Origin of the sequence: Paenibacillus sp. P46E, from assembly GCF_001909095.1 — a bacterium.
Classification (GTDB): domain Bacteria; phylum Bacillota; class Bacilli; order Paenibacillales; family Paenibacillaceae; genus Paenibacillus_AQ; species Paenibacillus_AQ helianthi.
The window spans coordinates 168,728-181,253 of the sequence record NZ_LVYZ01000110.1; the positions used below are offsets into that span (position 1 = coordinate 168,728).

Annotated in this window: 13 protein-coding genes; 1 reads left to right on the forward strand and 12 read right to left on the reverse strand. The window is 47.5% G+C overall.

Annotation, left to right across the window (positions count from 1 at the left end; translation table 11 throughout):
• Nucleotides 1-119 precede the first annotated feature (119 nt).
• The 12 genes from A3849_RS31840 to A3849_RS31895 form a co-directional block, all read right to left on the reverse strand.
• The gene (locus tag A3849_RS31840; RefSeq protein WP_074087607.1) at nucleotides 120-395 is read right to left on the reverse strand and encodes a stage VI sporulation protein F; all 276 of its coding nucleotides are present in this window, start codon (nucleotides 393-395) and stop codon (nucleotides 120-122) included.
• A 67-nt stretch (nucleotides 396-462) separates the two neighbouring features.
• A complete protein-coding gene (locus tag A3849_RS31845; RefSeq protein ID WP_074115030.1) occupies nucleotides 463-1,503 on the reverse strand; it encodes an NAD(P)H-dependent glycerol-3-phosphate dehydrogenase in 1,041 nt (346 codons plus the stop codon).
• A complete protein-coding gene (plsY, locus tag A3849_RS31850; RefSeq protein WP_074115031.1) occupies nucleotides 1,496-2,113 on the reverse strand; it encodes a glycerol-3-phosphate 1-O-acyltransferase PlsY in 618 nt (205 codons plus the stop codon). Before plsY ends, A3849_RS31845 begins: the two co-directional genes overlap by 8 nt.
• Before the next feature lie 11 nt (nucleotides 2,114-2,124).
• Nucleotides 2,125-3,450, reverse strand: a complete 1,326-nt coding sequence (gene der / locus A3849_RS31855; protein WP_074115032.1) for a ribosome biogenesis GTPase Der — start codon at nucleotides 3,448-3,450, stop codon at nucleotides 2,125-2,127.
• Between the two features lie 174 nt (nucleotides 3,451-3,624).
• Entirely contained in the window at nucleotides 3,625-4,962 is a 1,338-nt protein-coding gene (rpsA, locus tag A3849_RS31860; protein ID WP_256701153.1) for a 30S ribosomal protein S1, read from the reverse strand.
• Between the two features lie 164 nt (nucleotides 4,963-5,126).
• Nucleotides 5,127-5,714, reverse strand: coding sequence for a lysophospholipid acyltransferase family protein (locus tag A3849_RS31865; RefSeq protein ID WP_074087603.1), 588 nt, complete (start codon nucleotides 5,712-5,714; stop codon nucleotides 5,127-5,129).
• A complete protein-coding gene (cmk, locus tag A3849_RS31870; RefSeq protein WP_074115033.1) occupies nucleotides 5,711-6,421 on the reverse strand; it encodes a (d)CMP kinase in 711 nt (236 codons plus the stop codon). The genes A3849_RS31865 and cmk overlap by 4 nt, the downstream gene beginning before the upstream one ends.
• Before the next feature lie 183 nt (nucleotides 6,422-6,604).
• Nucleotides 6,605-7,258, reverse strand: a complete 654-nt coding sequence (locus A3849_RS31875) for a flagellar brake protein (protein WP_083613764.1) — start codon at nucleotides 7,256-7,258, stop codon at nucleotides 6,605-6,607.
• A gap of 162 nt (nucleotides 7,259-7,420) precedes the next feature.
• A complete protein-coding gene (ypeB, locus tag A3849_RS31880; protein WP_074115034.1) occupies nucleotides 7,421-8,779 on the reverse strand; it encodes a germination protein YpeB in 1,359 nt (452 codons plus the stop codon).
• A 335-nt stretch (nucleotides 8,780-9,114) separates the two neighbouring features.
• Nucleotides 9,115-9,810, reverse strand: a complete 696-nt coding sequence (gene prsW, locus A3849_RS31885; RefSeq protein ID WP_074087599.1) for a glutamic-type intramembrane protease PrsW — start codon at nucleotides 9,808-9,810, stop codon at nucleotides 9,115-9,117.
• A gap of 102 nt (nucleotides 9,811-9,912) precedes the next feature.
• Nucleotides 9,913-10,527, reverse strand: coding sequence for a genetic competence negative regulator (locus A3849_RS31890; protein WP_074115035.1), 615 nt, complete (start codon nucleotides 10,525-10,527; stop codon nucleotides 9,913-9,915).
• 231 nt (nucleotides 10,528-10,758) lie between these two features.
• Nucleotides 10,759-11,145 (reverse strand): hypothetical protein, encoded by a 387-nt coding sequence (locus A3849_RS31895; protein WP_074115036.1) that lies wholly within the window; start codon nucleotides 11,143-11,145, stop codon nucleotides 10,759-10,761.
• 85 nt (nucleotides 11,146-11,230) lie between these two features.
• Between A3849_RS31895 and A3849_RS31900 the strand changes: the two genes are divergently transcribed.
• On the forward strand, nucleotides 11,231-12,169 hold the full coding sequence (locus A3849_RS31900; protein WP_372237820.1) for a polysaccharide deacetylase family protein: 939 nt from the start codon (nucleotides 11,231-11,233) through the stop codon (nucleotides 12,167-12,169).
• Nucleotides 12,170-12,526: the final 357 nt, after the last annotated feature.

A 12,526-nucleotide genomic window follows, 5' to 3' on the forward strand; every position in this document is an offset into this window, starting at 1 on the left:
ATGGCTGGGAATGACATGCTAGCCAAGAGATATCCTCATTATTTCAACCAAAATAAGAGCAGAGATTCACGGAATTTGGAGGATTCCGGAACTTCTGCCCTTTGGTTTGAAGCGCCAACCTATTTTTTCATCATCATTTTCATTAAAGACTCCATTGTGCCTGAATTCGCGCCGCCTTTTTTGACAGCGTTGATAATATCCTGCACAGTAGCTTCACTAACTGGCACCTTGGCCATTGCTGACACCTGCTTGATCAACTGGCGGAGCTGGGCTTCATTCTGCGTGGTTCCCGGCTTGACCGTGCTGGCCAGCTTCTTCACGGCGCCTTCCGTAATGTTCTTTCCCGCCTTCTTGTTAATAGCGTTCAAAGCATCCTTGGAAAAATCTCTGCTCATTCTTCTTCCCTCCTCCGTCAATCCCCATTACAACATATGAGAATTTCCGGCAAAAGGTGAACGTTCCTCAGGAATGCCATTGCTCCCACGTTTCCTGGGATATAGCTTCCATTTCCGTCTTGCGGTCTCTGCCCATCAAGGCTTCTACCGCCTTACGTGGGGATCTCCCTTTGAACAACACATGGTAAATCTGATCCGTAATTGGCATTTGCACTTTAAGCTTAAGCGAAATCGCAAAGGCTGCTTCCGTTGTACGAATACCTTCGACCACCATACCCATGGATTCTAGCACCTCCGCTAGAGGTTTACCCTGGCCGAGCATGGAGCCTGCACGCCAGTTGCGGCTGTGCTTGCTCGTAGCTGTTACTACCAGGTCTCCAAGCCCTGCCAGGCCGGAGAACGTAAGGGGGTTAGCGCCAAGTTCAACGCCAACACGTGAGATTTCAGCCAGTCCACGGGTAAGCAGCGCGGCCTTGGCATTGTCTCCGAAGCCCAGACCATCAGACAAGCCTGCACCGAGTGCAATAATGTTCTTCAACGCTCCGGCCAACTCAACGCCAACCTGGTCCCGGTTCGTATATACCCGGAAATCATTGTTGATGAAAAGCTCCTGTGCAGCGGCAGCGCGACATTCATCTGGCGAAGCCACAACAACTGTAGTCGGACATAGACGAACAACCTCTTCCGCGTGACTAGGACCGGAGAGAACAACAATCTCACCTTCATTACAGCCAAGCTCCTCAGAAATAACTGTAGACATCCGTTTCATCGTTTCTGTCTCGAAGCCCTTGGTGGCATGAATACAGAGCATTTCTTTCTTCCAGAAGGGTTTCAGCGCATGTGCAACCTGACGCATCCCAGAGGAAGGCGCAACAATAACTACCGCCCTGGAATCCTTAACGGCAGTTTCCATATCCGTAGTGGCAATAATATTCACTGGCAGCGTAATTTCGGGAAGATAATGCTGGTTCGTATGTGAATGATTGATCTCGTCAGCTTGTTCAGGTTTCCGTGTCCACAGATAAACTTCCGAGTGGTTAGCCGCCAGCACAGATGCCAGCGCAGTTCCCCAACTGCCCGCGACCAGCACGGTTACTTTATCAGACAACCCGGTTCCCCTCCTTGACTTTCGAACCAATTTTATTCTCCCGCCCCTGGCTGATCTTCACGATATTACTCCGGTGCCGCCAAAAAGCGAAGAGGGCAATAATAAGACTTCCCCACAGTTCAGGTGCCGTAAAATCAGTAAATATAAGTATCACCGGCGTCAGAGCCACGAACAGAAGGGATCCCAGAGATACATATTTGGTAATCACAATCGCCACAATGGCAACTATACCGGCGATCAGTGCAGGCCAAAAACAAAGCGTAGACATGACGCCTATAGTAGTTGCAATCCCTTTTCCCCCACGAAAATGAAAATATAGGGGCCAATTGTGTCCAATAATGGCTGCGATTCCGCAGGCAACAGCGACCCAAGTTCCCCAGCCACCGGCCCAGGTTCCAAGCCAGACTGCCGCAATTCCTTTCAATACGTCCAGTACCAGAACAAGAATCGCCGGCCCTTTCCCCATCACCCGCAATGTATTGGTAGCACCGGCATTTCCACTGCCATATTGCCGGATATCCACACCCTTGAGCAGGCGGACCAAAAGCACACTGAAGCTGACAGAGCCAAGCAAATAACTTACTACGATAACCAGAAGTTCAAACGCCACTGTTTTCTCCCCTAACCTTCGTTCTCGGATTTGCGCCGTGTAAAGAGACGGATTGGTGTGCCCTCGAAATTGAACGCCGCGCGGATCTTATTCTCCAGATACCGTTCATAGGAGAAGTGCATCAGCGAAGGATCATTTACAAACACCACTATTGTCGGCGGCTTCACAGCTACCTGGGTTACATAGTTGATGCGCAGGCGACGACCTTTATCCGTAGGCGGGGGATTGATGGCGACCGCATCGGACACCACATCATTGACAAGATGTGTAGTAATCCGCAGCGCATGCTGTTGAGCTACGTGCTGAACCACCGGAAGCAGCTTCTGGAGACGCTGTTTTGTGAGCGCAGATAAAAAGACAACAGGCGCATAACTCATAAACAGGAAGTGATCGCGGATGTTGGTCTCAAAGTTCTGCATCGTTTTGTCGTCCTTCTCGACGGCATCCCATTTGTTGACCACAAAAATCGAAGCTTTACCTGCATCATGGGCATAACCTGCAATATGCTTGTCCTGGTCGATGATACCTTCCTCACCGTTGATGACTACAAGCACAACATCAGCTCTCTCAATCGCACGCATAGCCCGCATCACACTGTATTTCTCAGTTGTCTCATAGACCTTGCCGCGTTTACGCATCCCTGCAGTGTCAATCAGCACATATTTCTGCCCATCACGTTCGAAAGGTGTATCGATGGCATCCCGAGTCGTACCAGCAACGTCACTGACAATTACACGTTCTTCGCCCAAGATAGCATTTACGAGAGAGGATTTGCCTACATTCGGGCGACCGATAAGAGCTACACGAATAACATCCTCATCATATTCTTCGTCGGTCAGCTCTGGCAGACGCTCGGTTACCGCATCGAGCAGATCCCCGATACCTGTACCATGGCTGCCTGATATTCCGATGGGATCGCCAATTCCAAGGCTGTAAAATTCATAAATATCCTCTGTACGCTTCATGTTGTCAACTTTATTAATAGCTAGGACAATCGGCTTTCCGGAACGGAAGAGAATTTGCGCTACCTCTTCATCCGAATTGGTTAGACCGGTTTTTGCCTCGCACATAAAGACGATGACATCTGCTTCTTCAATAGCCAGTTCCGCCTGAACGCGGATGGACTTGAGAATAGCATCCTCACCGTCAATTTCAATTCCTCCGGTATCAATGACACTGAAGGATTTGCCGTTCCAATCGGAAACGCCATATATCCGGTCACGTGTGATCCCCGGTTTATCTTCTACAATGGCCAGTCTATCGCCAATCAGCCTGTTAAAAATCGTCGATTTACCGACGTTAGGCCTCCCGACAATGGCCACAACGGGTCTTGCCATATTCATTCCTCCTGTCATCCTTACGCTACTCATCATAGCAAAAAACACATCAATTGGCTAACATACTTACTGCTAATCTTTCCATTTCAGCGGTCTATAAAACATAATCGGCGAACCCCCGTATCGAGGGTTCGCCGATTACTTTACCCATATATATGTGTAAATACGAAGGGATTAGTTATTGCCCTTGAATTTATCCAGCTTGTCGCCGAAACGTTCAGCCAAAGTAAAGCTGAGGCCTTCATTGCTGAGCGACACGTTAGGGTTGTTCAGCACTTCTTTAGGCGCTCTGTCTCTGCTGTTGCTGCGTTCTGGTCTAGCTGTAGGAGCCGGAGCTTCTTCGGTTTCCTTGATGCTGAGACTTACACGCTTCTCGGATGGGTTGAAGTCCAGAACTTTCACCTGCACTTCTTGTCCTTCCTTAAGCACTTCATGAGGGGTACCGATGTGCTTGTGGGAAATTTGCGAGATGTGTACAAGACCCTCTACACCTGGAAGAAGTTCAACAAACGCACCGAAGTTCACAAGGCGTTTAACTTCGCCTGTTACCACGTCACCAATGTTGATTTTTCCGGCTGCAGAATCCCAAGGTCCAGGAGCAGCCGCTTTGATGCTGAGGCTGATTTTTCCTTTTTCAGGGTCAACCTTAAGTACTTTAACCTTAACTTTTTCGCCTTCGGATACAACATCGGAAGGTTTCTCTACATGGTTCCAGGCAATCTCGGATACGTGAACCAGACCATCAACGCCGCCTACATCAACAAATGCGCCGAATTGAGTCAGGCGTTGCACTGTACCTTCGATGATTTGTCCTTCGGACAGCTCGGACATAATTTTCTGTTTGTTGGTTTCGAATTCTTCTTCCAGAACTTCTTTGGCAGAAAGAATAACCTTGCTGTTCTCACGGTCCAATTCTTTCACTTTCACACGCAATGTGCGGCCTTTGTAGTCGCTGAAATCTTCAACAAAGTGACGTTCAACCATGGAAGCTGGAATAAATCCGCGCGCGCCAACATCAGCCACGAGGCCGCCTTTGACAACGTCAGCTACAGTAACTTCGAACGCTTCTTGGGAAGCGAAATACTTTTCGAGGTCTTCCCATGATTTTTCGCTGTCAACTGCACGTTTGGAAAGCACCAGGCTTTCCTTGTTGTCGTTGATGCTGACAACCTTGCATTCCACTTCTTGTCCAACTTCAACCGCTGCTGCAGCGTTGTCCAGTTGTACGGAAGACAATTCGCGAATAGGAATAACGCCGTCGTATTTATATCCAATGCTTACATAAGCTTGGTTATCTTCGATTTTGACGATTGTTCCTTTCACGGTATCGCCTTTTTTCAGAGAAATGATTTCCAAACCTTCTTGGCTAGTCACTTCTTCTTCGTTGCTGGCAACTGCTTCTGTAGCACCGTTGTTCTCTTCTGCTGCGGCTTCCACAGTTTCCGTTGCTTCTACGGCTTCATTGTTGTCAACGTTAGCCGCAGTTTCCTGATTTCTAGTTTCTTCAGACATGTGATTACCCTCCTCGATTCAAAACCCCATTTATTTAAACCCGCGTAGAGCAGAGTTCAAAACAAGCAATGCAATATCTCTTACACTTTCACGTTAGTATGTTCCAAAAATTAGCGGTTATGCCGTTATTCTAATCAGCGGAACATCCGTACGTCTGCCTGCACTTAATTCACTGTAGGCTTACCGGTCTTTGCCATCTCATGTATGCGTCCCATAATAACATCCGTGACTTCTTCAAGAGATTCGCTGCCTGCCCCGGCAAATGAACTGAGATCGATGGGAGCCCCATAAATAACGGTCATCCGGCGAAAAGGCTTGTAAGAACCGATAATGGCGGCTGGAACAACCGCTGCACCGCTGCGAAGCGCAAAACTCGCTGCGCCCTTTTTAGCCACACCGGAGTCAGAGTTTCGTGTTCCTTCCGGAAAGATGCCCATAACATTTCCGCTGCGAAGCGTATTAAGGGCCGTTTTGATGGATTCTTTGCTTACGCCCCCTCGTTTGACAGGAAAAGCGCCCAGTTTGTTAATGAGCCAGCCCAGCACAGGAACCTTGAATAGCTCTGCTTTGGCCATATACTTAACCTGACGGTTCAGCTTGATCCCGATAGTCATCGGATCCAGCAAGCTGATATGATTCGCGCACAGCAGCACTCCGCCTTCTTCCGGCACATTCTCTTTCCCAATAATCTTAAGCGGAAATAAAATGGCGTAAATCAAACGAAGTAATCCACGGCAAATGACATAAATCATAAATGATTTCTCTCCCCGTCCACATAAGATCTGCAGCGGGATACAATTGCTTCCACGGCTTGATCGATATCCATATGCGTCGTATCTAAAAGAATAGCATCCTCTGCACGGCGCAGCGGTGAAATCTCCCGTCCTTCATCCAGACGGTCCCGCGTGGCAATATCACGTTCAAGCTGCTGGAGCGTCACTGTTTCCGCATCTTTCAGTTCCTTGTAGCGGCGAAGAGCCCGTTCTTCCACACTCGCCGTCATAAAAATCTTCACTTCGGCGTCCGGCAGTACAGTCGTACCGATATCGCGGCCATCCATCACTACTCCCTTGCGGAGCGCCATCTGACGCTGCAAATGGCTCAGTCTGGTTCTTACGCCTTCGATTTTCGAATACTGCGACACTTGGCCGCTAACCTGAAGACTTCGGATATGCGGAGTCACGTCCTCCCCATTGATTAGCACCTTCTGTACATTCTGCTCCGGGATTAGTTCTATCACCATATCACGGACCCTTTGATCCACCTGAAGATTATCTTCAGCCGGAATGCCTTCACGGATCATATACCAGGTAATCGCCCGGTACATCGCTCCAGTATCGACATAAATGTACGAGAGCTTCTGGGCTACCAATCGGGCTACAGTGCTCTTGCCTGCCCCGGCAGGTCCGTCGATGGCGACGTTAATTCTGTCGTAAGTATGTGTACCCTGCCTATCCAACGGGGCATTCCTCCTCAAACACTCTTTCAGTCAAGAAAAAACAAGCTTGCTGATATTATCAAGAAAAAAGCAGGCATTGCCTGCGACTTATAAAATTATACCACAGTTTAACCCCCAGTGCAAAATGGCACTGAGGTATTTGTACAGAAAAAAGTGTCTGTTTATACCTTTTTCCCTGCCCTCTCATCGATTGCGGAAATCGAACTGGCGCTCAAAGCAGTAGCGGATAATCTTTTGCCGCTCTGAATCAGTAATCGCCGCGAACTTCACCATCACCAGATTCCGACCAGTCTCCAATGTTTTGATGCGAACGATCTCACCTTCGAAGTTCACATGCTCTGTGCTTCCATTCCGGTAAGGAACAAGCAGCCAGCAAAACAGCTTTCCTCCCACCTCCGGGTGCACCTTGGAGTCGCTCAGAAAAGAGGTTCCTCCCCCGCCGATATCTTCAGTACGAACCAGGTAACGGCTGCCCAGTGAGTCTTTCACCGCAAGTTCAAGTTCGGCGTTTACACGTAAGAAGCTTCGGCGCTGGATCTTGAAGATGGATTCCACTGCCGGCTTACGAATACGTACCATGCGGATCACTTCTTCCTTGAAGCCGACCACATGTGTATTAAAGTAATTTTTGATACCGCCCTCCGTCAAGAAATACACGGACAGCTCGTCCCCGATAAAAAGCTTTTTCAACCTCCCGTTTTTTTCCTGGATGGGAATTTCAATCAAAAAAGCCTCGTCTTCCGTCTCTGCTATTCTCGATCTATATTCCACTTCTGCTTCTCCAGCATCGCTTGAAGCAACCTGTATGTATAGATATTCGTTGATTTTGGGATACAAGCCTGTCACCGCCACATGAGTAGTATTTATTCTAAAATTAATTATAGCATGGAGATTTAGTGCCCGGTGAGAAATATTATTCTGATTTTGAAATGACAAAAAGGTGCATTTCCGCATGGGAACTGCACCTATCAGACAAGTTATTGCACTTCAGCTGTAAGCTTATTTTCCCTGTGCGCCTGAGGATTTCCTGACTTCTTCTACAGCTTCCTCGTGACCGTCTTCAGCATTCAAGTAAATCCGGTATTGTGAGCCATTGATTTTGCCTCCGAACTCATAGGTCAGCACCTCTTCAGCATCCTCATTCTTAATCCAGGCCAGCCGGTTGTATAGTTCCTTATATTCTGGATTAAGCATTTTTCTGGCTTCAGCCAAAGTCAGACCCGGATTGGGGATTACCCGCTTCTCCTGGCGCTCACGCACATAGTCACTTGCCTGAAATCCGGTCGGTTCTCCGGTATCCAATCCAACGCGAACTGTCATTTTTTCCGGGTAGATCAGAATGCCATTTCGGTTGGTGACGAAGGTTAAGTTACCCAGATTATCGTAGCGGTCTGCACTGACTGCGGTCATATCCGGATATCCTTTTTTCTTCAGGAATTCTCCCGCTTTCGCGACAGCCTGATCCATCGACACCTTGGCCGGACCCACGTTGCGGTTGTCATCATAGGAGACCAGCAGCCCGCCTTCTACAGTAAAATCCATACTAACCGGCTCTTTGTGATTCTTACTTGTTACTACAGCTGTATAAGACGCCCATTCGGTTCCCTTGCCGTTTTCCCTAACATCCACATTAGGATTCCCACCGATGTCCGCAAATTTGACGGCTTTGCGTTTCACATCTTCCGCAGTAACCGGTTTGCCGCCCAGCTTCTTCACAGAGCGTTTATTATAAATGCTGGCCACAGACGGTCCATAATCAAGCTCAGGATAAGCGGCTACCCGTTTGTCTACTGTTTTGAAACCATCGATAATCGTATTGTCCTCAGCCTTCTCTTCCGTTGCCAGCGCAGATTCAACATCCATCCAACGCAGTCTGTTCGTAATTACCTTATTCTGAACCTCCTGCAGATCCTTGGAGATTTCACCTGAGTTCTTATATAACGCCTTTAGATTACCCATTTCATTATCCGAAAGAGGTTTCTTGGTAAAATCACGCACGGCCGCCTTGTATGAGAAGTTGGAGATTTTGGACAAAAACTCTTCAGTCTCACTGAATGGAAGCAGGGTAAGGGGCAACTGATTGATCTCATTCTGCGCTTCACTGGTCAGCCTCCAGACATTCACAAGCCCCTTGCGGTGCATGCCACTAGAAGTATTGTTGACCGCCAGGGTATTCCCAAGCTCACCGTGAAGCTGTTCCATATGATAGGACAGGTCATGAAAGGCTCGCTGGTATTGGTTCTCCGCTTTGATTAGAATCGAGTTCTTCTCCTGGTTCTCCTGATACCCCCACACTAACGCACCAATCAGCAGTAAGGTGGTAATCGGGAACATTAAGGCACTTAATCTTTTGTACATAGGCCTGCAAGACTCCTTTCAGTTGCTTATTGCCGTTAGTTTGACAATAACTGAGAAGTCTTATGCACCCAAATGATCTGATATCCAAAAAGAGAATTTTTTCAAAAGGCTAACTATGCCCGCTCCTCAATTTCAAAGCCGCTGCTACAGTTGCACAGACATTGTTTGAATCCGGTCTGAATAACTCCCTGCTCTTTATTCCCTCTTAAGATGTAGCTTTCACCACACTGCTTGCAGATAATCCTAATCTTCACACGCAAAAAAAGACACCTCGCTCCTTTCTGGAATCCCTTGCTTACGGAACTACCTTTCAGGTATAAGTGTGTCCATCTCTACTAGAGATTAATCTCTTCTTCACGCTTCAGGAAGCGGAACGGGGAACGGCTGTTAGCACGTGCCACCTTGCCCATGCCTCCATACCATAATACAGCCATTAGTGGCACAATAAACCAGATCCAGGTATTGGTCATGGTAGTGAGGATAAAGTCATATATCCCGTGCCATAGCCAAGGCAACAGCAGGGACATGATCAATATCCCTCTTGTCTTGACACCGCCTGAGAACTTAGCCCTGCCCATGTGATAGCCCATAATGACGCCGAACATAGCATGCCCCGATACCGGAAGAAGCGCCCGCATAAACATGGATCCGATTGAAGCGTGGCTGTACCAGGCATACATTACATTCTCCAAAGTTGCGAAGCCGAGCGAAATCGCTACGGCATATAGTATTCCATCGTATGGCTCGTCAAATTCGGTATGATTGTAGATCATATGGTACAGCACAAACCACTTCAGGCATTCTTCCACGCCGGAGGAGATCAAAAAGGCATCGGCATAGGGCCCGCCGTCCAATCCAAGCACAAGGCCCCTTTGGATGATCATAATAGGAAAAACAATCAAAATCCCCAGCAGAAACACCTTTAGAACCATAAAAAGCGGCTCTTGATCATACTTGTCCTTTAGATAGAAAAAAGTCAGCAGCGCAAGTCCAGGTGCCACTGCTGACGAAATGACCGATAACAAAAGCACCGATTACCCTCCCTGCGCTCTATAACTTTATTTCTACATATACTGAATTCAATAAGTAAAATCAAGGAAGGGTCAAAGATGACTTTGTTCCCCTCCAAACCGTTATTGCTGGCGTTTGAAATGAGTGCAGATTAATTCAACCGCATTCTCTGGCATAACCGTCTTGCCGTATTCGGACAGAACGGCTTCAGTAACTGGCGACGAATCCCCGAACTCGGAGAGAACTCCTACAAGCCCGGACAATGCTGTTTCCTCAAATTCCTTCGGATCGAAGTAGAGATACCATATATCATTATAAGAATACAGTTTTCCTAGAGAAGTAATATTGCCGAGGAGCACATGAGCCGCTTCAACCAAAGCCTCAAAATCGCGGAATGCATATACAATGGAGTCGCTTTGTTCTAGAGTAACTTCCATTTCGTAAATCTCTTCGGGCATATCTTCTTCACCGGATGCACCGTACTGATGGTGATCATATTTTCCTCTAGTCACTATAACGACCATACCTTGCGCGGGCAATGCGAATACTTCCACGGCAAGCGGACCGGTAGCGTCAAAACCGAGTTCACTGTACGCCTGGTCCATCATTTCCGTAAACAAGTCATGCACCTTGGGAACTTCCTGCCACATATCTTCCTTCTGGATGCCCCGCTCGCTCAGGTCGTCAAAAGTGAGGAAAATCCGTATCTTATCTTGACTTAATCGCTCTATTCTCATGACAGGATCCTCCTTTTGCAAGCTCATTTATTATAATGTATGATGAGTCCCGAGTAATGAGCCAAAAATGGTTACTATGTATGTATGTTATCATTTTGATACAGCAAATGCACGTAAATAAAAAATTATTTCTTTCCAAATATAAAGAGTTTTATCCCCACTCTAATTTGAAAAAAGAATCATTTTGCGGATGTCTAGTCCCCAAAATGATTCTGCATCAGCTTTTTGCGTTTACAATCCCGGTATGGCAGTATGTGTATCCTTCAGAATCTGCTCTACTTCATGTTTCACCTCAGGGTTGCTTCGGATGAAATCCTTCAGCATTTTGAGATTGGCTTCTTTGGATTTAACCCCAGACTCCCCCTTGTTTTCGTTATTACCATGGGAGACATGTGTGGCGTTATCAGTATGACTGCCACCAGTTGTGTTTCCAGCAGCTGTACTGCCAAAACCAGTCATAGCCATGCCCATGATTTTGTCCTTTGCTTTTTCACCCGCCCCATTCATCTGACCGTTGGGCTGAAGCAGACTGGATATCATGGCTCCGCGTTTTTTGGACATAATCATACTAATTGCAGCACCCATCAGCACTCCGGTCAAAAATGACGAAGTATTCATATCTCTAACCTCCTTGTATGGTAAAATCATGCTTAGTGTTCGCGGAAAGAATCCGGCTCATACAACCAAACCATAAGAAAGCGAGATGAAAAAAGTGGGTAAAGCAACATCAGCGCTGCTGCTGTCCGTCCTACTGCTGTCTGCGTGCAGCAACGGCGGTAATGGTAATGCAGGGCCAGATATGACAGCGCAGCCTACAGCGGCTACAACACAAGCAGCACCGGAACCTTCAGCGCAGGCAATCACCAGCGCTGAAGCAGGCACGACCCCTGAAACGCTACCTTCAGTGTCTCCAGCGGTAAGCTCAACGCCGCAGCCATCAGCAGAGAATGGAACCAGCACCAGTAAAGAACCCATTGACGGTGCTGCTGCAGAGATACCGCTGCTCTACCACATGAACAAAAATTATGACATTATTCCAAATGAGGATGGTATAAACAAAAAGGTTGTACTGCTTACTTTCGATGATGGCCCAAAGGATGCAGATATGATTAATCCTCTGATGGATACACTCGACAAGCACCGTGCCAAAGCCATCTTCTTCGTGAACGGGTACCGGGTAAAGGAACATCCTGATCTTCTCAAGCTCATTCATACCCGGGGTGGTATTATCGGCAATCACAGCTGGGATCATATCGTACTGAAGGATAAATCCTATGCTGAAGTGAAAAAGCAAATAGAGGATGTCCAGGATATCGTCAAAAAGGTTACTGGCGAAACCCCGCAGTTTTTCCGTCCCCCACACGGGGCAGGTGGTGATGTCGGCAAGAAGATTGCAGCCGAGAACGGCCTGCTCTATATGACCTGGTCTGTAGGTTCACTGGATTGGGAAATGAAGGAGAAGGAAACTGGCAAAACTGCGAAGCTGATCAAGAACGTCACAGACCAGCTCCATTCCGGCAGCAACATCCTAATGCATGAGCTTCCTTGGACTGTAGAAGCACTGGACACTCTATTGACTACACTTGAGGGCAAAGGCTACACCTTCGTCGATCCACGCAGCATAGAGCTGAAAATGCGTTAAACTATTCAGGTATATAGCGATAACAGCGTTTGGCTGTAACAAAAAAAGGGGCTGTCCCAAAAGGGATAGCCCTTTGTTTTCAAGTAGGATCGTCGTGAGCCCTCGGGTGGACGCTCCGCGAACGGACCGTTGTTCCAATCGCTGTTGTCCCCAGATTTTATTTATTCTCCTTCGCGGTGAAAATCCGGGGACAAAGGCGACCGCTATCGCTTTTCCACAATCGTTCCGTCCTCTCCGCTGTTTAAGCGGGAAATGGGGGCTACAATCTTTAAAAAAAGCAAAAAAAAGAAACCATCCTTTGGTAAAATGGAGTTACCACACAACCATTTCAAAGGAGAGGTTTCTTTTGTACATTCA